Source organism: Oribacterium sinus (assembly GCF_963553175.1).
Taxonomy (GTDB): domain Bacteria; phylum Bacillota; class Clostridia; order Lachnospirales; family Lachnospiraceae; genus Oribacterium; species Oribacterium sinus_B.
Window position 1 is genome coordinate 39,522 of the sequence record NZ_CAUVME010000008.1, and the last position, 22,428, is coordinate 61,949.

Below are 22,428 nucleotides of genomic sequence, written 5' to 3' on the forward strand. Positions count from 1 at the left end.
TCTACTCGTTATCACCATCATCACCGAAGTCGGAAGCTAAGGAATAAAAATCATCCTGATCCAGCTCTTCTATAGAGTCATCCTCTTCTGCGCTCTCTTCATTTTCCTCGGCATCCACCAGCTCTCCATCCTGGAATTCCTGCTTGGTATAGCCGTAGGCACCGAAGTTTTCCTGCTTATCCTGACGATAATCTCCGCCGGACAAGAGTCTGTGCATATCCTGATTTGCATCGTAAAGATCTTCCGTAATCTCTACTACTTGCTGATTCTCATCCAGCACTCTCATATCCAGACACAGAGCCTGCATTTCCTTTAAAAGTACCTTAAAGGACTCGGGCACTCCGGGTGCCGGAATATTTTGTCCCTTGATGATGGCTTCGTAGGTCTTTACACGACCTGCCACATCGTCGGACTTCATGGTCAGAATCTCCTGCAGAGTATACGCTGCACCGTAGGCCTCCAGAGCCCAAACCTCCATCTCTCCGAAACGCTGTCCACCGAACTGGGCTTTACCTCCCAGAGGCTGCTGAGTAACCATGGAGTACGGACCGGTAGAACGGGCATGAATCTTATCGTCTACCAGGTGGTGAAGTTTCAAATAGTGCATGAAGCCGATGGAAGTAGGACTGTCAAATTTCTCTCCGGTTCTTCCGTCTCTCAGCTGTACCTTTCCGTCAATACCGATAGGCACACCCTGCCATTCCTTACGGTGGTCAAGATGCTCGCCCAAGTAAGCAAATACTTCCGGATCCAATTCTTCCTTATGCTTCTCGGAAAATTCTTCCCAAGAAAGGTTTACATAATCATTTGCCAGTAAGAGGGTCTGCTGGATATCCACCTCGGTTGCACCATCAAAGATTGGGGTGGAAACGTCGATTCCCAGAGCCTTTGCCGCCAAGGAAAGGTGTAACTCCAAGACCTGTCCGATATTCATACGGGAAGGCACACCCAAAGGATTCAATACGATATCCAAGGGACGACCGTTTGGCAGGTATGGCATATCCTCTACAGGAAGCACCCGGGAAACTACACCCTTGTTTCCGTGACGTCCCGCCATCTTATCTCCCACACCGATCTTTCTCTTCTGGGCGATATAGATACGAACGGACTGGGAAACTCCCGGAGCCAGCTCGTCGGAATTCTCTCTGGTATAAACCATGGTGTTGATAACGGTTCCGTAAGCACCGTGAGGTACCTTTAAGGAGGTATCTCTTACTTCTCTTGCCTTCTCACCGAAGATGGCACGAAGCAACCGCTCCTCGGCGGTAAGCTCTGTCTCTCCCTTAGGAGTCACACGACCTACAAGAATATCTCCGGCACGAACCTCCGCACCGATACGGATAATTCCTCTTTCGTCCAGATTCTTTAAGGCATCATCACCTACACCTGGAACATCGGAGGTAATTTCCTCAGGTCCTAACTTTGTATCTCTGGCCTCACACTCATACTCTTCAATATGAACGGAGGTGTAAACATCGTTTTGTACCAGACGCTCGGAAAGTAAAACCGCGTCCTCGTAGTTGTAACCTTCCCAAGTCATAAATCCGATTAAGGGGTTCTTTCCTAAGGCAATCTCGCCGTCCTTTGTGGAAGGACCGTCTGCAATAACATCCCCTGCCTCTACCCGGTCATGGGTGTTGACAATGGGCTTTTGGTTATAACAGTTACTGGGGTTACTACGCATAAACTTCATCAGCTTATACTCGTCAATTCCTCCGTCCTTGTCTCTTTTAATCAAGATTCTTGCAGAGGAAGAAAGAGTAACCTCTCCGCTGTTCTTCGCCACTACACAGGCTCCGGAGTCTACCGCCGCCTTGCTGGACATACCGGTATCCACCACTGCAGATTCGGTAATCAAAAGTGGCACTGCCTGACGCTGCATGTTGGATCCCATCAGGGCACGGTTCGCGTCATCGTTTTGCAGGAAAGGAATCATGGAAGTAGCTACCGAGAATACCATCTTAGGAGATACGTCCATTAAATCAATACTGGTCTTGGGGAAAGCAGAGGTCTGATCCCGATATCTACCGGAAACATTATCATGCTTAAAATGTCCTTCCTCATCCAAAGGCTCATTCGCCTGAGCAACCACGAACTGGTCTTCCTCGTCTGCGGCAAGATATACTGCCTGATTGGTAACCACCGGATTGGCAGGGTCTGTCTTATCTACCACTAAGTAAGGCGCCTCGATAAAACCGTACTCATTGATTCTTGCATAAGAAGCCAAGGAGTTAATCAGACCGATGTTCGGTCCTTCAGGAGTCTCGATAGGACACATTCTTCCGTAGTGGGTATAGTGTACGTCTCGCACCTCGAAACCTGCACGATCTCTGGAAAGACCGCCGGGTCCCAATGCGGAAAGTCTTCTCTTATGGGTAAGCTCGGAAAGCGGGTTATTCTGGTCCATGAACTGAGACAGCTGAGAGGAACCAAAGAATTCCTTTACCGCTGCCGTTACGGGCTTAATATTGATTAAGGATTGAGGCGTAATTTCATCAATATCCTGGGTGGACATTCTCTCTCTTACGACTCTTTCCATACGGGACAATCCGATACGATACTGGTTCTGTAAAAGCTCTCCAACGGCACGGATACGACGATTTCCCAAGTGGTCAATATCGTCCACTGTACCGATTTCTTCATCCAGATTCAGTAAATAGTTAATGGAAGCGAAAATGTCTTCCTTAGTGATATGCTTTGGAATCAGGCTGTGGATGTTCTTACGAATCGCATCTCTCAGCGCATCCTCTCCCTGTCCCTCTACAGAAGCCAAAAGCTCCTTTAAAGCAGGATAGAATACCAACTCATTTATACCGCACTCCTCAGGATTGATGGAAGCGGGAATCCACTCCTTAATATCTACCTGCATGGAAGAAAGCACCTTCTCGGTTCTTGTCGGTCCGTCAATCCAAACAAAGGGAACTGCAGCATTCTGAATCTGCTCTGCCAATTCCTGGCTAACGGTTGTGCCTGCCTCAGCCAGCTGCTCACCGGTTTCCGGTGCATAAACAGCCTCAGCCAAAACATGACCCTTGATTCTGTTTTTAAAGTGTAATTTCTTGTTGAACTTGTATCGTCCCACCTTGGCTAAATCATAGCGTCTGGGGTCAAAAAACATGGAGTTCAATAGGGATTGGGCGGAGTCCACGGAAAGGGGTTCTCCCGGTCGAATTTTTTTGTATAACTCCAAGAGACCTTCCTGGTAATTTTCAGAAGGATCTTTGTCGATAGAAGCTAAGAGCTTTGGATCTTCTCCGAATAAATCAAGGATATCCTTGTTGGAGCCTACACCCAGAGCACGAATAAAGACAGTAACCGGTACCTTTCTGGTTCTGTCTACACGAACGAAGAATACGTCATTGGAGTCTGTTTCGTACTCAATCCAGGCACCACGATTCGGAATTACGGTACTGCTGTAAAGCTCCTTACCCACCTTATCATGGTCTACCCCATAATAAATTCCCGGAGAACGCACCAACTGAGAAACGATAACTCTTTCCGCACCGTTGATGACGAAGGAGCCGTTCTCTGTCATTAAAGGAAGGTCACCCATGAAGATTTCATGTTCATTGATTTCTTCCTTATCCTTATTAAAGAGGCGAACTTTAACCTTAAGGGGAGCTGCATAGGTTGCATCTCTTTCCTTACACTCTTCTATGCTGTACTTTGCCTCTTCCTTAGCCAGTTTGAAGTTCACAAACTCCAAGCTAAGATGTCCTGCAAAGTCCTGGATGGGAGAGATATCATCAAAGGCCTCCCTCAAGCCTTCATGCAAAAACCATTCATAGGAATCCTTTTGGATTTCAATGAGGTTTGGCATTTCCAGAACTTCTTTGCTCTGAGAGAAAGTCATTCTGAGATTCTTTCCGGTTTGCACCGGATGCATTTTGCTTTTTTTCATCGACCGTTCACCCCTAATATCCGAGATATATCTCATCTCTTTGCTAAGAATCCACAATAAAACTTGTCCCAACTTGCCTTTAGTATTATAATCTGCTTAAAACAACTCGGGAAACTCCTTTAATTTATGGATTAGTTGACGATACGTTCACTTTTCTTTGGCTATATTCTTCCTTTGGACGAAAAATAGGCAGAGTTATCCCCCTACCGGCCAAATAAGCAAACTTCATACTACCATTCTTTACCTTTTTCTGTCAAGGAGAAATATAGCTCTTTACGCTTTTCTGCGAAACATTTCAAAAGAAAAAAGCCAGATTCTATGAGAAAAAACGCAAAGCTAATTCTTTCTCATAAAACCCGGCTTTTTCTTATTTTCTACTTTTCTTATTTTCCGCGTTCCGTATATTCCTTACTTCTTTGCCTGTTGCTTCTTCACTTCGTCTTCCGCCTTCTTTCTTAAGTTGGCGAAAAATCCTTTCTTCTTTGGTGCCTCAGGTACCACTCCGCCTCGTACAGACTTGATAGAGCGAATATAGATTCCGGATACTGCACACTTTACTTCCTTCTTTACAGGAAGTACCTCATATACATTGGGATCCGCCATAAGAGCTAATACCTTCGGTCCCACCTTTGCCTTAACAATGGGAAGCTTTGAAAAGCGAAGATAGAAGGGAAGCTCCTTCTCCACCTGTTCCGGTAAACCTGCCGCAACGGCTGCCTTCACACTCAGCTTCTTCTTATCAATAATCAACATGGAAACTTCCATGGTATTGGCTTCAATCATGGGTTGCTGTGCAGCCTGCTTTTCCTGCAAACGTCTTCCCATAAAATATAAAGCTATTAATACGATGAAAAGCAAAATCAAAATTACCAACAAAATCGAAATAATGCTTTGTGGAGCAATTGCCAGTACCATGAACACCTCATTTCCAAGTCTACAAATTATTGTGCTTATTTTTGCAAAGAAACGTTTACATTTTACTCCGAATAGGGCGAAATTGCAATGGAGAGTTCTGTCTCCGCTACCTTTTGCCCAAACTGAAAGAGTGTGTAATAGAGACGAATTTCTCCTTGTCCCCGAGAAAAGTCGACATTTCGAAAATCCACCTCTGCCGTATCAAACTCCAAGGGCAGAACGCCTACCTCCGTTTCATAATCCACTTTCCAACGGACGCCTCCTTCATAGAGAAGTTTCTCCTCTTCCTTCCAGTTTCGTATAATTTCCAGACGACCTTCCGTCGGATATAACTTCATGCCATGGTGTACTCCCTCTTGAAAATAACTGAGAAGAAACTGCTCTCCTCTTTGCATCAGTACACCGGAATGTTCCAGTACGAAGCTGTCCAAGTCCCCGTCATATTTTTGCCTGGTATGCATAGTCATTTTGACCTTCATCTTAATCTCTTACCTCAGTCACAGCTTTCTTTTCCATAACTTTTCTTTTCCATAACTTTTCTTTTTCATAACTTTTCTCTACGACAATAAAGACAATATAATAGGGACCCTGCGTGCATAACAGAGCCCCTAGGAGAATGGAAATCAAACATTTAAAATCAAATTGATTGTGTACTTAGTATAGCACAATCTTGCAAAAAAGTTTAAAGTCCACGGAAATAATTATTTATGAAATTCTTAAGGTCTATGAAAAGCACTCTCTAGAAGTTTCTCTACCAGCTCTTCTATGGAATATCCCTTTTTCTTAAAAAGCATGGGATACATGGAAATAGAAGTGAAGCCCGGCATAGTATTAATTTCATTAAAAATCACCTCTTCCCCGGACAAGAAGAAATCCACTCTGGAGAGAGAGAAGCCGTCCACCGCTAAGAAGACCGTCTCTGCCGCCTTTCTGATTTTCTCTTCAATCTCCCCGGAGATATCCGGATAGAGTTCCGTCTTGGAATCCGGATTATTATATTTGGCGTCATAATCGTAGAACTCTGCTGCCGCAAGAATTTCTCCCACAGAGGAGCTTTCTACCTGCCCTTCTTTTCCGGAGAATACTGCACATTCCAGCTCTCTTCCTGTAATGCTTTCTTCCACCAAGACTCTTCTATCCACCGAAAGGGCATTTTCCACCGCCTTCTTTAAGGCCTCTCTATCCTTTGCTTTACTTACGCCGCAGGAAGAGCCTGCATTGGAAGGCTTTACAAACACCGGATAGGAAAGAGCAGCTTCCACCTTGGAAATAATCTTCTCCTGATTCTCCCACTGGCTTCGCACAAAGGAGATATACTTAGCCTGTCGAACGCCAATCTTTGCCAAAGGCTTTTCCACCGCCATCTTAGTATAAACCTTATCCATAGAAATCGCAGAGGAAAGTACCCCGCAGCCCACATAGGGAATTCTGGCAATCTCCAAAAGTCCTTGAATGGTTCCGTCTTCTCCATCCTTGCCATGAAGCACCGGAAAGACTACATCAATTTTTTCCAAGTGACTTTCTCCGTTTTTCCCCAGAAAAAGCACGGAAGAAAGCTTTGCGTCCGGAAGAATCATGGCTCTCTCTGCACTTTCCTTCCAGCTTCCGTCTTCAATGGCTTCTTCTTTCTCCACCGGAATCCATTCCCCGGATTTCGTAATACCGATACAAAGCACCTTGTACTTTTCTTGATTTACCGCCCTCTTAATCGTGAGCACAGAGCGACAAGAAACCTCATGTTCTGTAGACTGTCCCCCAAAAAGTAAAACCAGGGTCTTCCTCATCATTTTCCTTCTTTCTATTTTTGTAAAACATCTTATTCTTCCCAAACAGGAGAATAAGTATTTTGAAAGCTTAAAACAAAATCTGCTCTACTCTCGATCAAAGCCTTAGGTGGAAGCCTTCTCAATCTGAACGATGGCTGTCTTCTGCATCGGAATACGACAGTTCTTGTTTCCGCCGAACTCTACGATTACCGTATCCTCGGTAAGGTCAATGATGACACCGTAAAATCCCGAACTGGTAAGAACCGTATCTCCCACAGCAAGGGAGCTCATCAAATCCTGCAGTTTTTTCTTTTCCTGCTGCTGAGGACGAACACCCAAAAAATAGAACATGGCAATAATCACTACCGCATAAATAATCCAACCTACTGCTCCCAATCCTGCCATAATGTATCTCCTTTTCTTCTGTCAAATCTTCTCCCTTAGGAGTTTTGTATTTTTAGTTTATATAAGGCTTCCGTCTTCCAGCTTTCCCAACGATTTTCCCGAATGGCGTTACGCATTTCCACCATCAGGCGATTGTAATAGGAAAGATTATGTAAAACGCAAAGCCGCATTCCCAGCATTTCCTTCGCCTTTAAAAGATGACGGATATACGCTCTGGAAAAACCGCCGGTATACGTTCCGTCCTCTTTTCGAATCCCTTTGCAAGCCGGGCAATCACAGCCCTCTTCAATGGGGCGCATATCCTTTTCATAAGCCAGGTTCCAAAGATTCAGCTTTCCGGTGGCATGATACACATGACCATGTCTTCCGTTTCTGCTGGGGAATACACAATCGAAAAAGTCAATTCCCCGATCCACAGCCTGAATCATATTTTCCGGAGTTCCTACCCCCATAAGGTAAGTAGGCTTATGCCGGGGCAAATGAGGAACCACCGCATCCAAAATCCGGTACATATCCTCATGGCTTTCTCCCACGGCCAGACCGCCAACTGCATAGCCTTCCAAATCCAACTCCGTAATACGCTTGGCATGGTCGATACGAATATCTTCCAAAACCCCTCCCTGATTAATCCCAAAGAGAATCTGCTTAGGATTCAGGGTATCTTCCAGGCTGTTCAAACGATTCATCTCCGCCTGACAACGAAGAAGCCAACGGGTGGTTCTCTCCACGGAAGGAAGAATATAATCCCGCTCCGCCAAGGCCGGCGGACACTCGTCAAAGGCCATGGCAATGGTAGAGCCCAAGTTGGACTGAATCTGCATGGATTCCTCCGGTCCCATGAAAATCCTTCTTCCATCTATATGGGAGCGGAATTCCACCCCTTCTTCCCGAATTTTTCTTCCGGTTTTGGCCAGACTGTAAACCTGAAAACCGCCGGAATCGGTAAGGATAGGCTTGTCCCAATTCATCATCCTGTGTAAGCCTCCCAGCTCCCGGATAACCTTGTCTCCGGTTCGCACATGGAGATGATAGGTATTGGACAACTCCACCTGTGTATGCACCAGACGAAGATCATCCGTGGATACCCCGCCCTTGATGGCTGCCACAGTACCCACATTCATAAAGACCGGGGTTTCTATCACACCATGGACGGTTTCCACATGGGCAGACTTGGCTCTTCCGCACTGCCCTTTGATTTCATATTTCATTTTGGCAGCTGCCATAGTCACCCCTTTTCCTTTACTATTTCTTGCTAAGCTGTTCCTTCTTTCTCTTGGAAAGAATCACAAAATCAAACCAAAGCGGTCCTGCGATACATACGGAAGACCATGCACCTGCCACAATACCCACCATCAAAGGCAGAGTGAAATCTCTAATGGAGCTTACTCCGAAGATGTAAAGCACAAATACGGAAATAAAGGTAGTCAGTGATGTGTTGATTGAACGGGTTACCGTACTGGAAATCGCCTCATTTACCACATATTCCAATCCCTTCTTCTTGCTACCGTTGTGTAAATTCTCACGGATACGGTCAAAGATAACGATGGTAGCGTTAATGGAATATCCTACGATGGTTAAGATGCAGGCAATAAAGTTTGAGCCCACCGCCCAGCGAAATACCGCATAAAAAGTAACGGTAATCAATACGTCATGAGCCAAGGCCATTACGGAAGCGGATGCAAACTTAATGTCTCTGAATCGAATCCAGATATAAATCAACATACAGAAGATCGCAATCAGCAAAGCCCAAACCGCATCCTTCTTCATTTCAGTGGAAACCGCTCCGGAAATATTCTCGGTAACAATCTTATCCTCGGAAATGGAGAACTTCTCCTGAAGGCTGTCATACAGCTTGGTTCTTTCCTCGGTGGTCATGGTTCTGGTCTTAATGATAACCTCATTGGTTCCCGCAACCTTAGCTGCCTGGGTGGAGGCGTTACCTCCGGTAGCCGCAGTAAACAGAGGGATCACCTCACTATCTATCTCCTTCATGGACATATCCTTATCGAAGGTAATGGTGGTGGAGGAACCTCCCTTAAAGTCCAGGTCATAGTTAAAGATATCTCCGGTATTTTTCTTATTCATTGCCAGGAAAATGAATCCCACAATAATTACTAAGGAAGAAATGCTGTAGGCAATTCTTCTGAAACCGATAAAGTTGATTACCTTGGTTTCCTTCTTAATACCGTAGAGCTTGGGGTTTGTCGCTCCCAAAGCGAAAAAAGCAGTTAATAATCCTCTGGTTACAAAAAGTGCGGTAATCAGAGAAATGATAATACCGATGGCCAAGGTGGTTGCAAAGCCCTTTACGGTTCCTGAACCACGGACATACAGTACTGCCGCCGCAATCAAAGTAGTGATGTTACCGTCCAAAATTGCAGACAAGGCCTTTTCAAATCCCGACTTAATCGCCTTATCCACGGAATTTCCGGCACCGATTTCTTCTTTAATTCGAGTAAAGATAATAACGTTGGCGTCCACCGCCATACCGATGGATAGGATAATTCCGGCAATACCCGGCAAAGTCAGGGTAACTTCAAAGGCCTGCATCAGCACCATTTCCAGCCCCACATACATGAAAAGAGCCAAAGATGCCGCAAGACCGGGGATACGATAAACACAAAGCATGAAAAGCATAACCAACGCAATACCGATAGCCGCGGCCTTCAAAGAGGTGGAAATCGCTTCCGCACCCAAGGTAGCACCGATTACATTGGAACGAAGCTCTGTCAGGCTAACCGGTAAAGCACCGATACGAATGGTAGAAGCAATCTTCTGCGCCTGCTCATAGCTTTCGATGGGACTGATGCTAGCCTGTCCGCCGGTAATCGCTTCTTTAACATTTGGAGAAGAAATGACTTCATTGTTATAGATAATGAAGATACGCTTTCCCACATTGTTCTTGGTGGCTTCCGCAAATTTTGTCGCACCTGCCTCTGTGAAATGCAACTCAATCACATATTCACGATTGTTGTTCTGGTTGGTCATTCCCGCAGTAGCTGTTTTTACATCATCACCGGTAAGAAGAACATTGCCATCCTCATCCGCAAACTGCAGGGTACCCGGCTCTCCAAGTTCCGCCAAAATCTCATTGGCATCGGTAGCTCCGGGAATATCAATATTGATACGATTCTTTCCTTCCTGATATACCTGCGCCTCTGTGGAATAGCTCTGAGCCTTCATTTGAAGCTTATACACCGTGTCACTCATCTGCTCGGCGGTAGGATTCTCTTCCACGGTTTGGTAGGTGATGGACACACCACCGTTCAGGTCCAATCCCAGCTTAATGTTTTTTGCGTTCAGGTATCCCAAAACGCAAAAAGCTATGGTCAGCAGGAGGATTCCTATAAGCCGTAGCACTGCATTTGATTTCTTGTTCATCTTCTACTTCCTTTACAATCGAATTTGGTGAAACGCTTTTCTCCTCCGGAAAAGGAAAAATGTTTCACCAGATTTCGCCCTTATCCCTGTTTTCTCCGAAGTTTTCCGGTTACTCCCATCACTCGGGCATATACCGATTTATATTATCATAGGCTCACCCTGCTCGCAAGAAAAAAGGCAATTCCTTTCCTGGAAATACGGGATTTTTTCAAAAAAATATCCCCAAGGCCTTCCTTGCCAAGGGGACTTTTTCGATTCTTCCGCTACTTTTACTCTTCCACTTCACCGATGCTAACGTGGTTTTCAAATCCTGTTTTGGTAAATTTTCTGGTATCCATCTCCGGCATAAGCTCTGTGGTAATAATCTTTACCATCTCTTCAAACTTTGCCAAATCTTCCTTGCTGAAACGCTTCTTACAACGAGCTTCTACAGTCTTTACATAACTGTAGGAAACATTGTAATAATCCCAAAATTTCTTCGTGGGACGAAGGTGGAACTCTCTTCGATCATTTTCATCCTGAATTTTCTCGATGTAGCCCTTCTGCACTAAGGCATTCACCTTATAAGCGGCATTAGGAGCGGAAATTCCCATCATAATGGCAAATTCCTGTACCGTCGGCTCTCCCAGAGCCTTGATACATTCAATGCTATAGCTTTCTACAGTGGTCAGACTGGCCTCTCTCTTTTCGAATTTCGCAAATACCTGCATATAAAAATAAATTCGAAACTTGTTGTACAACTCAATAATCGATTCACTAAACATAGCATTCTCTCTTCTTGAAATAAGTAGACTGTGACTTGTTAAACTTTAACAGAAAATCTTGTATTTGCCTATAGGGTATAAGAAATTTTTCTATAAAATTTCAACTGTTATTAATAAAATGATTTTATATAAGGGGTTTTAATGGTTCTCTTCTGAACTCCGGTAGTGTTAAAGGATAATAAGCTACGCATTTCTGCGATACAGCCTTCCTCTTCGGGCACGCTCCCGCTAACTTCGCCCTGCAGCGGACACTACGCGAAAAACAGCAGTACCTTTGTTTTTCGCAAGTGCCGGCGGGCTCAGATTGCCCTCATCGGATGCTGTATCGCAGAAATGCTGTTCATAATTATAATTCTACCCCTCCGTCGGTCTCAGAAGTTCGAAACGAGAAGCATTAAAAGCAGGCGAATATAATTCATTTCATCTAATGAGTGAAATTTATAGAATATTCGGAGGATGGAGAGCCTCTTGTCGTTTCGTCGGTGTCGCAAAATGCACTCCAAATTTCTCTGATTCCTTTCTTCTTTCGGCACTACTTCAAAGCAGCGCTCAGATTCCCTAAGATTTCCCCCACTTTATGTACCAATGGAAAAGAATGTCCCAAAGTTAGTCCGGGGTTTTCCGACAGTGCCGTGCTGAAAGCGGGGTAATCTGAGCCCCGGGTACTTGCTGAAAGCGAGCAGGGCGAAGCTTGAAGCTTAGTACCCCTGGTAGGCGAAGTTAGCGGGAGCGTGCCCCGCTTTCAGTCGGCACTGTGGGAAAACCATATCTACTTTTTTGCGACCTCTTTTCCTCAATAGTGCATAAAGCTCTACTGCACTGCAAAAGTCAATTCCGCCTTCACTACGGTCTTTCCATCCACCTTGGCTTCCGCCTCTCCTATGCCAACCGGCCCTTTTCGGTTTACCACCCGGCAGCTAAGCTCCAACACATCCCCGGGACGAACCTGCTGCTTGAACTTGCAATTTTTAATTCCTCCAAAGAGAGCAATTTTTCCTTTATTTTCCGGAAGAGCCAAAAGAGCCACCGCTCCGGTCTGGGCCAGAGCTTCCACAATCAAAACCCCCGGCATTACCGGATAGGAAGGAAAATGTCCCTGAAAGAAGGGTTCGTTGATGGTAACGCATTTCTTTGCCACCGCAAATTCTCCCGCTTCGTAGTCTTGAATTTCGTCAATCAGCAAAAAAGGATAACGGTGGGGAATAATGGCTTTGATTTCTTCAATGTTTAACTTAGGCATATTGACCTCCTCTAAAAAAATTCCACCGGCAGTTTCCCCGCCGATGGAGTTCGTATTGAAGATGGAACTGTTAAAATAACTTAAAGTGGCTTTTCGGCTGTATAGCTTTAAAATACGGGTAGTCTGAGCCCGCCGGTACTTGCTGAAAGCGAGTGTAGCGAAGCTTGAAGCTTAGTACTGCTGCAGGGCGAGGCTAGCGGGAGCGTGCCCGAATTTAAAGCTATACAGCAGAAGAAAGCCAAGTTTAGTTTAACAGTTCCATCTTTCTATTCACGTACTATATTACTGCGGGGAAACTACTCTGCTTTTCCAAAAATCAGACAGGCATTGTGGCCGCCAAAACCTAAGGAATTGGAAAGGCTGTAATGCAGCTCCTGCTTTCTTCCCTGATTTGGTACATAATCCAGATCCAGCTCCTCATCCTTTACCTGATAATTCATGGTTGCCGGTACAAAGCTGTCCTTCAAAGCCAGCACGGAGAAGATGGCCTCCACAGCTCCTGCGCCGCCCAAAAGATGTCCGGTCATGGACTTGGTGGAGGATACGGGAATAGAATAAGCTCTTTCTCCAAAAACCGTCTTGATAGCTGTGGTTTCTCCCTTATCATTTAAATTTGTGGAGGTACCGTGGGCATTGATGTAGTCAATCTTTTCAGGAGCAAGATTTGCATCCTTTAAAGCCAGCTTCATGCAGTCTGCTCCCCCTTCTCCATTTGGAGCCGGGGAGGTAATGTGGAAGGCATCACAGTTGGCACCGTAGCCCAGCACCTCTCCGTAAATCTTTGCCCCTCTCTTCAGAGCGTGCTCTCTTTCCTCCAGTACCAAAATGCCGGCACCCTCTCCCATTACGAAACCGGAACGCTCCTTATCGAAGGGAATAGAGCCTCTGCTCACTTCACTGGCCTGAGAAAGAGCCTTCATACTGGAAAATCCGCCGATTCCCAATTCGGAAATGGTAGCCTCGGTTCCACCACAAACCATAGCGGTTTCATAGCCGTCTCGGATTCTATGGAAAGCATCCCCGATGGCATTGGAGCCGCCTGCACAAGCAGTTACCGGGCAAATGCACATTCCCTTTAAATGATGGCGAATGGCAATTTCCGCCGCCGCCATATTGGAAATGGACATGGGGATGAAGAAAGGATTTACACGCTCAAAGCCCTTGGAAGCACCACGAGTATGCTCTGCTTCAATAGTTTGCAGACCGCCGATTCCGCTGGAAACGATACAGCCGATTTCTTCCTCGGGAAGAGTTCCTACGATACCGCTATCCTTTACCGCCTCTTCTGCTGCCCACATGGCAAACTGGGTGAAGCGGGACATATGTTTTAAATCTCTTTTATCAAAAACGGTCTCCGGATGAAAATCCTTTACTTCTCCGGCTAAGTGAATGCTGAAGTCCTCTGCCGGAAAGGCGGTAATGGGGCCAATGCCCACCTTTCCCTCCTGAATTCCCTGCCAGCTTTCCGCAACGGAATTTCCGGTGGGGTTCACTGTTCCTAATCCGGTAATTACAACGCGTCTTCTCTCCATAGTATTCTTTTTCTCCATTTCCAATCAAGATTGCACTCTAGATTTGCACTCTGTTTTACAAACAATATTTTGCTCTATAGATTTGCACTCTGCTTTACAAACAATTTTTTGCTCTATAGATTGCACTCTGATTTTACAAACTATATCTTCGCTCTATATTGTCACTCATAGTTTCTTTCTATGTTACCACTCTATAGTTTCACTCTACATTCCCATGCCGCCATCTACCAAGAGGGTTTCTCCTGTAATATAGCGAGATTCTTTTTTGGCAAAAAAAGCTACCGCATTTGCCACATCTTCCCCGGTTCCGAAAGCCTTCATAGGGATGTTGCGTAGCATCTCCTCCTTCACCGCCTCCGGCAGTCCTTCCGTCATTTTCGTATCAATAAAACCGGGACAAACCACATTTACCGTTACATTTCGTCCTGCCAGCTCCTGAGCCAGGCACTTGGACATGCCGATAAGTCCAGCCTTGGAAGCAGCATAATTGCTCTGTCCCACATTTCCGTGAACCCCTACAATGCTGGAAATCTGAATGATTCTGCCGTAACGCTTTTTCATCATCAACTTTCCTACGGCTTTGGAAAATAAGAAGGCTCCCCGAAGGTTGGCGTCCAAAACTTCATCAAAATCTTCTGAAGACATTTTTAGAAAAAGATTGTCTCTTGTGATGCCGGCATTGTTCACTAAAACTTCAATTTCAGAAAAACGGGCAACGGCCTCCGCCACAATTCTTTCCACATCCTCTTCCTTCTTAATATCACCCTGGCAAAGGAGGGTTTCTACGGAAGGATAAGCCTTATGAATTTCTTCCTCTACAGCCCTGGCTGCCGCTTCATTTCCGGCGTAGTGAAGCACCACATTTCTTCCCTCCGCCGCCATTTTCAAGGCAATAGCACTGCCGATGCCTCCGCTGGCACCTGTAACCAGACAAGTCTCTCTTTCCGCCATCTTCCTTCCTTTCTATCCATTACGCCTTGTATCTTCCAAGGATAGTCCTTTCTATTGTTCCCTCTTTACGCTTGTTGAAAGGCTTATCCCTTTTTTCCTTGCTTTCCTAAGCCGGAATCTACGCTTTCTTGCTCTCTAAAAATGCTTCCAGCTCTTCCTTATTTTCCAAGCTTACCACTTCAAAATCTTCGATACCCATATCCTTGGCCGTCTTCTTTAAGAAACCGGAAATAGTCTTTCCCGGACCGATTTCTACAAAGTTTCTCACCCCAAGGTCCAGAAGTCTTCTAAGATCCTCTTCCATACGCACCGGCTTTTGAACCTGTTCCACCAAAAGCTCCGGAACGCTTGGATCTCCTTCCTGTCTTTCTCTTCCTAAGAAGTTGTGAAGCACAGGGCAAGTTCCCTCTCGGAAGCTAATATCTTTAAAATACTCCCGCAGTGCTTCTCCCGCACTTTTCATAAAAGAGGTATGGAAGGGGCCGGAAACCTTTAAAGGAATCGCCTTTTTGGCACCTGACTCCAAAGCCAGTTTGGAGGCCTCTTCCACAGCCTTCTTTTCTCCGCCGATAACGATTTGTCCCGGGCAGTTTAGGTTACAAAGGCTCACAGCGCCTCCCACTTCCTTACAAACCTTGTCCAAAGCTTCCTCAGACATCCCAAGTATTGCCGCCATGGAGGATTCGATTCCCTTGGAGGCCTCTTCCATTTTCTTACCACGGAAGGCTACCATTTCCACCGCTGTCTTTGCGGAAAATACGGAAGCCGCCTCCAGTGCGGAGTATTCTCCCAGGGAAAGGCCCAGCGCATAATCCGGCTTGATTCCGTTTTCCTGTAAAACCGCTGTCATACCGCAGGCAAATGCCACAAGAGCCGGCTGGGTATAACGGGTTTCATTGATTTTTCCCTCCGGATCCTCGAAGGAGAGCGTCTTTACATCAAAGTCCAGCTCCGCCTCGTCATAGGCCTTTCGAAAGGCGGGGAAGGCTTCATATAAGTCCTTTCCCATTCCTTTAACCTGACTTCCCTGTCCTGCATATAAAAATGCTGTCTTCATCTTTCCTCCTTATGAAATCCCGGGAATTCCCCGGCAAATATCCGCTAAAATCTCCGCCACCGGACGAATCTTAGTAACCTGTCCGCAGGTCTGTCCTGCCATGAGGGATCCGGTTTTGGTATCTCCGTCAAAAACCGCCCTGCGAAGGGAGCCCAGAGTGAACTTTTCCAGTTCCATCTTATCCGCTCCCGCCTTTTCCTGACTTAGGTATTCCCTACTCATCTGATTCTTTAAAACTCGTACAGGTACACCGGCAATTCTTCCTGTCACAATGGTGTCGGAGCCGGAGGCCTTCAGTACCGCCTCCTTATAATTTTCATGGATGGGGCATTCCTCCGCCGCCAAAAGAGCGGTACCAATCTGGGCGCCGCAGGCTCCTAAGGTAAGCACTGCCTGCATTTGCCGATTATCCGCAACACCGCCTGCTGCAATCACGGGAATAGAAACCGCATCCACGGTCTGAGGCACCAAGGTCATAGTGGTCATTTCTCCGATATGACCTCCGGACTCACAGCCCTCTGCAATTACCGCATCCGCTCCAAGCTTTTCCAGTCTTTTCGCCAAGATGGGAGCCGGCACCACAGGAATCACCTTGATTCCTGCTGCCTTAAAGGCTTCCATGTAAATGCCGGGATTTCCGGCTCCGGTGGTTACCACAGGCACCTTTTCCTCAATGCAGATTTCCACCATCTTATCGGTTTCCGGATTCATCAGCATGAGATTCACCCCAAAGGGCTTGTCGGTTCTTTCCCGAAGGATGTGGATTTCCTTACGAAGACCCTCTGCCTCTCGAATGCCTCCTGTTCCAATCAAGCCCATGGCTCCCGCGTCAGAACAAGCCGCCGCAAAGGCTCCCGTGGCAATATTGGCCATTCCTCCCTGAATAATGGGGTAACGAATTCCTAACATCTCCTGTAATCCGGTCATAATCTCTCCTTAATTTCCTTTACTTTCTCTACGCTTTTTCGTACTGAATTTCTGCTGAGGCATAGGTCAGTCCCGAGCCGAAACCCACCAAAACCAGCTTGTCTCCGGAATGTAAAAGGCCCTTTTCCTGCATATCCTTTAAAGCCATGGGAATGGAGGCTCCGGAGGTATTTCCGAAATACTCCATATTTTCAAAAAACTTCTTAGGATCCGCCTTCATGTGTCGTACCACATTTCGAATGATTCTGGAATTGGCCTGATGGCAAACCACATGCTGCACAGTTTCCAAGCTGTCTCCGGTCTTTTCCAAGACCTTCTCAATGCAATGAGGAACGATGTCAATGGCAAAGAGGAAAACCCCCTTTCCGTCCATTACCAGGTGATCCAGCTTTTCATGCTTTCCGGCACTGACTCCCTCGCCCAGCTTCTCCGGATTCTCCGTGCCGTCCTCATAGAAGCCGTCAAAGGCTCCGGTGTAAATGCCGGGAGCCATAATGGAATAATCTCCCTTAGAGCCCAGGTAGGAAGCGTAGAGAGTCTTGGCATCTCTTTTTACTACAGCAGCTCCTGCTCCGTCTCCGAAAATGACGGAGGTGGTTCTATCCTCTATTTTCAGTAGTCGGGAAAGCTGTTCCGTTCCCACCACCAGGGCATAGTCCTTATTGGTGGAAAGTAAAAGCCCCCTGGCCACCTCCAGCCCGTAAACAAAACCGCTGCAGGCCGCATTCAAATCCAATACGGGAACATCTTCTTTCGTGCCCAATTCCCTTGCCACGATGGCTGCAAGGCTCGGGGTAGAGAAATCCGGAGACATGGTAGCCACCACAATCACCCCGATGTCCTCTCCCTTTAGTCCCGCATCCGCTACAGCCTCTTTGGCCGCCTTTATGGCTAATGTTCCTGCACTCTCATCCTTTTCGCAAAAACGCCTTTCATGGATTCCCGTCCTTGGATAAATCCATTCGTCACTGGTGTCCACCAGCTTCGCCAGGTCATCATTGTGTACCCTCTTACTTGGGATAGCCGATCCAAGGCCAAGTATCTTTAGTCCTTCCATCATTCCTCTTTTCCTAAATGTTTCTGAACTTAGAGAGTCTGTCCTTACGGATTTCATGACGACTCATGCCTTCGTAGTATGCTAAAGTCTTCTCCAAGGTTTGATCCAAAGCCTTGTAAAGACTTTCCGGATCATCCTGGGCGCCTCCCAAGGACTCCGGCACAACCTCATCCGCCACATTGGCTTCCTTTAAATCCTTTGCGGTAAGCTTCATGACCTTTGCCGCCTCTGCCGCACGGGAACTGTCCTTCCATAAGATAGTTGCAAAGCCCTCCGGACTTAGAACGGAGTAAATGGCATTTTCCAGCATCAAAATCTTATTGGCTACGCAGATTCCCAAAGCACCGCCGGAGCTTCCTTCTCCCGTAACCACCGCAATCACCGGCACATGGAGAGAACTCATAAAAGCAAGGTTTTTCGCAATAGCCTCCCCCTGTCCGTGCTGCTCCGCCTCTAAACCGGGATAAGCGCCCGGAGTATCTACAAAGGTAATAATCGGTCTGTCAAATTTCTCTGCCTGCTCCATCAGTCTTTTTGCCTTACGATAGCCCTCCGGACAGGTCATGCCGAAGTTATAGGAAAGATTTTCTTCCACCGTTCTTCCTTTTCTGTGCCCCAGTACCGTTACAGGACGTCCATGGAAACGGGCAATTCCTCCGTAAATGGAACGATCCTCATCATAAAGATGGTCTCCCTTTTGCTCAAAAAAGTCCGTAAAAAGAGCGGAAACGAAGTCCTCCACATGGGGGCGTCTAGGGTGTCTTGCCAAAAACACCCGATCTCCCGGCTCCAAATCCTTACAACTGTCTAAAAGCTTTTTCTTTTCCTCTTGTAAAACTCTGATTTCCTCAGTTTTTTCCTCTTCCGCAAGAAGCGCCTGAATTTTTTCCTCTAAGGCTTCTGTCTTTTCCAATACTTCCTTAATCATCTATATTCCTCCTTGATTCCCGATTCCGACAATGTCCTTCTCAATCCTATTTTTTCCGGCATAAAGGATTTCCTTCCTACTTTTGTCTCTTCTGAACTGTTTTCAGCCCGCCTCTTCCGAGCTGAGGCTTTCTGTTCCTGTAGCAAGGAAGTCCATAAACTGTCTTAAGCCTTCTGATGTAAATTCAATAACTGAATCAAGGTTTCTCTCATATCTTTTCTTTCCACAATCTTATCTACAAAGCCGTGGCTTTCCAGATATTCACTCTTCTGGAAGCCCTTGGGAAGCTTACTGTTAATGGTCTGCTCAATAACTCTGGGGCCGGCAAAACCGATGAGAGCTCCCGGCTCTGCCAGAGTAATATCTCCTAATGTAGCAAAGCTTGCGGTTACTCCTCCGGTGGTGGGGTGGGTCAGATAACTGATAAAGAATCCCCCGTGCTCGGAGAAAAGCTCCACTGCCGCAGAGGTCTTCGCCATTTGCATCAGGCTATAGATTCCCTCCTGCATTCTGGCTCCTCCTGATGCGGAGAAGATAATCAAGGGGCATTTTTCCTTATCCGCCACTTCGATTCCTCTGGTTACCTTCTCTCCCACGGCCTGGGACATGGATCCCATAAAGAAACGGCTATCCAGTACCAATACCACCACCGGAATTCCTCCGATTTTTCCCTTGGAAGAAACCACCGCCTCTTTCAGGCCGGTTTTTTTCGCCTGACTTTCCGCCTTCTCTCTATACTCCGGGAAGTCCAAAGGATCCTTTACCGCCATATCCTGATCCAGCTCCTGGAAGGTTCCCGGATCATAAAGCATTTTTAAACGATAATAAGCTCCAATGGGACTGTAAGAACCGCAATGAGGGCAAATATAGTAATTTTCTTCCCAACGGGAACGAAGAGCTCTTCTTCCGCATTTTCTACAGCTGATAAAGGTTGCAGGCACCTTTAAGGGTGCAGCTCCGCTCATGGTATCTTTATTGGCTTTTTGCCGTAAGTCCCTGTCTTTCACCAGCTCTACCAGACTTTGAATGGGTGATTTCATATTTCCTCCTATGGTTCTTGACCTTTCCTTTAGAAACAATTCTTTCCTTTAGAAACAATTCTTCTCTTTGAGAAAAGCGTCCCTAAGGACGCCTGTTTTTCTGTCTTTCTATCTTGATAAATTTACGCCTTTGCGTTATTTGCATAGTCTAAAATATCTTTTACGGTATGCATCTTTCCGATTTCTCCATCAGGAATGGAAACGCCCAGCTCATCCTCTAAAGCCATGTGCAGCTCCACTAAGGAAAGAGAATCCACCTCAAGATCCTTCTGCATATCCGCCTCTAAAGTAACCTTATCCTCATCACATGCCAAAGTATCTACAATGATTTCCTTTAATCTCTCGAATTCCATACTGAACTCCTTTCACCTTTTTACTAAAAATTATTTTAATTAAATTTTCGAAAGCAATATAACTGTAAATCATAAAAATGTCAATAGAATATTTTTTTAAGGGATATAGTTTAAAATATGCAAGAAGTGGTTTTTAAAACCACTTCTTGCCGGGGGAAGTGAAATTGGAAGAGCAAAAATAGGGAGCTGTGGTTTCCACAGCTCCCTTCTCCTATACGAAAAAGGCCCGGACGAAAATGCATTCTCGTCCGGACCTCTTTTGTATAGGAGATACGCTTACCCTGCCGAAGGGCAGGTAAGCTATTTTTGCCATTAGTTCTTTTTCCTTCCCTAATTTTCTCCCGGCAAGTATCGACTATCCTAAGCCCTAATCATTCTTTAAGCTTTCTTCTGTCCCTTCTTAATCCAAAGCAAAATCCCGAACAGAAGTGCTACTCCGATTCCCAATGGAATCCAAGGTGTCTTTAAAAATCCTGCCAAAATATAACTAATCGAGGATACCCCGGCCACCAAAAGGGCGTAGGGCAACTGGGTTTGCACATGGTTGATATGAACGCTTTGGGCTCCGGCAGAGCTCATAATGGTGGTATCGGATATGGGAGAACAGTGGTCTCCGCAAACCGCTCCCGCCATGCAGGCGGACATGGAAAGAATCATCATATTGGTATCCACATCCTGGAAAATGGCCACCACAATCGGAATCAAAATTCCGAAGGTTCCCCAGGAGGTTCCTGTAGCAAAAGCAAGGCCAATGGCAATCAGGAAAATAAATACCGGCAGGAAAGATAATGCGGAGCCTGCGCTGCTCTTTACCATCACTGCCACAAATTCCTTCGCTCCCAAGCTATCCGTCATAGCCTTCAAAGACCAGGCAAAGGTTAAAATCAAGATGGCCGGCACCATCTGCTTAAAGCCCTCCGGCAGGCAGTCCATTCCTTCATTAAAGGAAAGGGCATTTCTGCCAAAGTAGTAAAACAAGGTCACTACCAAGGCGCCAAAAGACCCAAGCACCAATCCTATAGAAGCATCTGACTTGGAAAATGCCGTCACAAAGTCCGCACCGGTGAAAAATCCTCCGGAATAAATCATTCCCACAACACAGAAGACAATCAACGAGAAAATCGGCACCAGCATATCCAGGATATGCCCTTTTCTTCCCTCTTCCTCAGTGGCTTCTCCATAGGGACGCTCCGTCGTAGTAAAAAGATCACCCCTGTCTACAGCATTTTCCTCATGAAGCTTCATCGGACCAAAATCCACATTAAGCAAAACCAAAAAAATCAGCATACAAAGAGAAAGGAGGGCGTAGAAATTATAAGGAATGGTCTTCACAAAGAGCTTCATTCCATTTTCCCCTTCTACGAAGCCGGAAACCGCTGCCGCCCAAGAGGAAATCGGCGCAATGATACATACCGGCGCCGCCGTAGTATCAATGAGATATGCCAGCTTTGCCCTACTTATTTTGTGCTGATCCGTTACCGGGCGCATCACAGAACCCACGGTCAAGCAATTAAAGTAATCGTCAATAAAAATCAGGCAGCCTAAGGCAATGGTAGCCAGCATAGAACCCTTTCGGCTTCGGATATGCTTCTTCGTCCAATCTCCAAAGGCTTTGGAGCCTCCGGTTTTATTCATCAGCTGTACCATCATGCCTAAAATCACTAAAAAGCAAAGGATTCCCACATTCCAGGCATCGGAAAGCACATGGATAATGCCGTCCACAAATACATGATTCAGAGTCCCCTCCAAGTTATAGCCGGAATATAAAAGAGCACCGGATAAAATCCCTAAGAACAGGGAACTGTAAACCTCCTTGGTAATCAAAGCCAGGGCAATGGCAATCACCGGTGGCACCAAAGACCAGGGGGAATTCTGCACCGACTCCTTATCGGTCAAAAAAGCCGCTGCCACCAAAAATAAAAGCACAATACAGATGGAAGTCAGCGAAACAATACGGTTACTCTTTTCTTTCATTTTCCTCTTCCCTTCATTTTCTATTTTTCTGATTATCTTTTTTCTACTATAATCATTTTCTCTTTGCCATTCGTTATGAACAAAAAAATCTAAGGCCTCTGCCTTATCCCATACGGGACTTCAGCGGATTTGCCTTAGACCTTATTTTTTCGTCAAAAACAAACAGGAATACTTTACAAGAAATCCTTCCTTCTTGCAAGTATTCCTGTTGCTTTATCCGAGGGAGCCTGTTGCTTT

The 22,428-nt window shown here is 46.0% G+C and carries 18 protein-coding genes; all 18 read right to left on the reverse strand.

Translation table 11 applies throughout. The annotated features are described in order from the left end of the window. Position 1: 1 nt before the first annotated feature. Positions 2-3,901 (reverse strand): DNA-directed RNA polymerase subunit beta, encoded by a 3,900-nt coding sequence (gene rpoB, locus RYO92_RS03540; protein WP_315369510.1) that lies wholly within the window; start codon positions 3,899-3,901, stop codon positions 2-4. A 408-nt stretch (positions 3,902-4,309) separates the two neighbouring features. Further along, positions 4,310-4,816, reverse strand: coding sequence for a hypothetical protein (locus RYO92_RS03545; RefSeq protein WP_314344078.1), 507 nt, complete (start codon positions 4,814-4,816; stop codon positions 4,310-4,312). A 62-nt stretch (positions 4,817-4,878) separates the two neighbouring features. Next, a complete protein-coding gene (locus RYO92_RS03550) occupies positions 4,879-5,295 on the reverse strand; it encodes a DUF1934 domain-containing protein (RefSeq protein ID WP_007157581.1) in 417 nt (138 codons plus the stop codon). Between the two features lie 237 nt (positions 5,296-5,532). Further along, on the reverse strand, positions 5,533-6,603 hold the full coding sequence (locus tag RYO92_RS03555) for a D-alanine--D-alanine ligase family protein (RefSeq protein ID WP_315369511.1): 1,071 nt from the start codon (positions 6,601-6,603) through the stop codon (positions 5,533-5,535). Between the two features lie 102 nt (positions 6,604-6,705). Continuing rightward, complete coding sequence (yajC, locus tag RYO92_RS03560) at positions 6,706-6,987, reverse strand: preprotein translocase subunit YajC (protein WP_315369512.1); 282 nt, start codon at positions 6,985-6,987, stop codon at positions 6,706-6,708. A 35-nt stretch (positions 6,988-7,022) separates the two neighbouring features. Next, a complete protein-coding gene (gene tgt / locus RYO92_RS03565; RefSeq protein ID WP_315369526.1) occupies positions 7,023-8,195 on the reverse strand; it encodes a tRNA guanosine(34) transglycosylase Tgt in 1,173 nt (390 codons plus the stop codon). A gap of 34 nt (positions 8,196-8,229) precedes the next feature. Next, on the reverse strand, positions 8,230-10,368 hold the full coding sequence (gene secD, locus RYO92_RS03570) for a protein translocase subunit SecD (RefSeq protein WP_315369513.1): 2,139 nt from the start codon (positions 10,366-10,368) through the stop codon (positions 8,230-8,232). A 269-nt stretch (positions 10,369-10,637) separates the two neighbouring features. Further along, the gene (locus RYO92_RS03575) at positions 10,638-11,132 is read right to left on the reverse strand and encodes a MarR family transcriptional regulator (protein ID WP_315271920.1); all 495 of its coding nucleotides are present in this window, start codon (positions 11,130-11,132) and stop codon (positions 10,638-10,640) included. Positions 11,133-11,943: 811 nt separating this feature from the next. After that, complete coding sequence (gene fabZ / locus RYO92_RS03580) at positions 11,944-12,372, reverse strand: 3-hydroxyacyl-ACP dehydratase FabZ (protein ID WP_183683756.1); 429 nt, start codon at positions 12,370-12,372, stop codon at positions 11,944-11,946. A 296-nt stretch (positions 12,373-12,668) separates the two neighbouring features. Next, on the reverse strand, positions 12,669-13,904 hold the full coding sequence (fabF, locus tag RYO92_RS03585) for a beta-ketoacyl-ACP synthase II (protein WP_314669478.1): 1,236 nt from the start codon (positions 13,902-13,904) through the stop codon (positions 12,669-12,671). Positions 13,905-14,108: 204 nt separating this feature from the next. Continuing rightward, positions 14,109-14,855 (reverse strand): 3-oxoacyl-[acyl-carrier-protein] reductase, encoded by a 747-nt coding sequence (gene fabG, locus RYO92_RS03590; protein WP_315365127.1) that lies wholly within the window; start codon positions 14,853-14,855, stop codon positions 14,109-14,111. A 118-nt stretch (positions 14,856-14,973) separates the two neighbouring features. Continuing rightward, positions 14,974-15,912, reverse strand: coding sequence for an ACP S-malonyltransferase (fabD, locus tag RYO92_RS03595; RefSeq protein ID WP_315369514.1), 939 nt, complete (start codon positions 15,910-15,912; stop codon positions 14,974-14,976). Between the two features lie 9 nt (positions 15,913-15,921). After that, positions 15,922-16,839: a nitronate monooxygenase gene (locus tag RYO92_RS03600; RefSeq protein ID WP_315369515.1), complete on the reverse strand. Its 918-nt coding sequence runs from the start codon at positions 16,837-16,839 to the stop codon at positions 15,922-15,924. Positions 16,840-16,867: 28 nt separating this feature from the next. Next, a complete protein-coding gene (locus tag RYO92_RS03605; protein WP_331648123.1) occupies positions 16,868-17,899 on the reverse strand; it encodes a 3-oxoacyl-ACP synthase III family protein in 1,032 nt (343 codons plus the stop codon). A 10-nt stretch (positions 17,900-17,909) separates the two neighbouring features. Then, complete coding sequence (locus tag RYO92_RS03610; RefSeq protein ID WP_315369516.1) at positions 17,910-18,824, reverse strand: acetyl-CoA carboxylase carboxyltransferase subunit alpha; 915 nt, start codon at positions 18,822-18,824, stop codon at positions 17,910-17,912. A 164-nt stretch (positions 18,825-18,988) separates the two neighbouring features. Further along, a complete protein-coding gene (gene accD / locus RYO92_RS03615) occupies positions 18,989-19,864 on the reverse strand; it encodes an acetyl-CoA carboxylase, carboxyltransferase subunit beta (protein WP_315369517.1) in 876 nt (291 codons plus the stop codon). Between the two features lie 122 nt (positions 19,865-19,986). Next, positions 19,987-20,217: an acyl carrier protein gene (locus RYO92_RS03620; protein WP_007157597.1), complete on the reverse strand. Its 231-nt coding sequence runs from the start codon at positions 20,215-20,217 to the stop codon at positions 19,987-19,989. A 378-nt stretch (positions 20,218-20,595) separates the two neighbouring features. Then, positions 20,596-22,191 carry a Na+/H+ antiporter NhaC family protein gene (locus tag RYO92_RS03625; RefSeq protein WP_315369518.1) on the reverse strand — a complete coding sequence of 532 codons (1,596 nt, stop codon included), beginning with the start codon at positions 22,189-22,191 and terminating at the stop codon, positions 20,596-20,598. Positions 22,192-22,428: the final 237 nt, after the last annotated feature.

Excerpts from the sequence above, each read along its gene's own strand:
- tgt (WP_315369526.1), bottom strand. The coding sequence starts at position 8,195 with ATGAAATATGAAATCAAAGGGCAGTGCGGAAGAGCCAAGTCTGCCCAT.
- fabF (WP_314669478.1), bottom strand. The coding sequence starts at position 13,904 with ATGGAGAGAAGACGCGTTGTAATTACCGGATTAGGAACAGTGAACCCC.
- rpoB (WP_315369510.1), bottom strand. The coding sequence starts at position 3,901 with ATGAAAAAAAGCAAAATGCATCCGGTGCAAACCGGAAAGAATCTCAGA.
- secD (WP_315369513.1), bottom strand. The coding sequence starts at position 10,368 with ATGAACAAGAAATCAAATGCAGTGCTACGGCTTATAGGAATCCTCCTG.
- RYO92_RS03600 (WP_315369515.1), bottom strand. The coding sequence starts at position 16,839 with ATGACCGGATTACAGGAGATGTTAGGAATTCGTTACCCCATTATTCAG.
- fabD (WP_315369514.1), bottom strand. The coding sequence starts at position 15,912 with ATGAAGACAGCATTTTTATATGCAGGACAGGGAAGTCAGGTTAAAGGA.
- RYO92_RS03620 (WP_007157597.1), bottom strand. The coding sequence starts at position 20,217 with ATGGAATTCGAGAGATTAAAGGAAATCATTGTAGATACTTTGGCATGT.
- RYO92_RS03550 (WP_007157581.1), bottom strand. The coding sequence starts at position 5,295 with ATGAAGGTCAAAATGACTATGCATACCAGGCAAAAATATGACGGGGAC.
- fabZ (WP_183683756.1), bottom strand. The coding sequence starts at position 12,372 with ATGCCTAAGTTAAACATTGAAGAAATCAAAGCCATTATTCCCCACCGT.
- accD (WP_315369517.1), bottom strand. The coding sequence starts at position 19,864 with ATGAAATCACCCATTCAAAGTCTGGTAGAGCTGGTGAAAGACAGGGAC.
- RYO92_RS03625 (WP_315369518.1), bottom strand. The coding sequence starts at position 22,191 with ATGAAAGAAAAGAGTAACCGTATTGTTTCGCTGACTTCCATCTGTATT.
- RYO92_RS03575 (WP_315271920.1), bottom strand. The coding sequence starts at position 11,132 with ATGTTTAGTGAATCGATTATTGAGTTGTACAACAAGTTTCGAATTTAT.
- yajC (WP_315369512.1), bottom strand. The coding sequence starts at position 6,987 with ATGGCAGGATTGGGAGCAGTAGGTTGGATTATTTATGCGGTAGTGATT.
- RYO92_RS03545 (WP_314344078.1), bottom strand. The coding sequence starts at position 4,816 with ATGGTACTGGCAATTGCTCCACAAAGCATTATTTCGATTTTGTTGGTA.
- RYO92_RS03605 (WP_331648123.1), bottom strand. The coding sequence starts at position 17,899 with ATGATGGAAGGACTAAAGATACTTGGCCTTGGATCGGCTATCCCAAGT.
- RYO92_RS03555 (WP_315369511.1), bottom strand. The coding sequence starts at position 6,603 with ATGATGAGGAAGACCCTGGTTTTACTTTTTGGGGGACAGTCTACAGAA.
- RYO92_RS03610 (WP_315369516.1), bottom strand. The coding sequence starts at position 18,824 with ATGATTAAGGAAGTATTGGAAAAGACAGAAGCCTTAGAGGAAAAAATT.
- fabG (WP_315365127.1), bottom strand. The coding sequence starts at position 14,855 with ATGGCGGAAAGAGAGACTTGTCTGGTTACAGGTGCCAGCGGAGGCATC.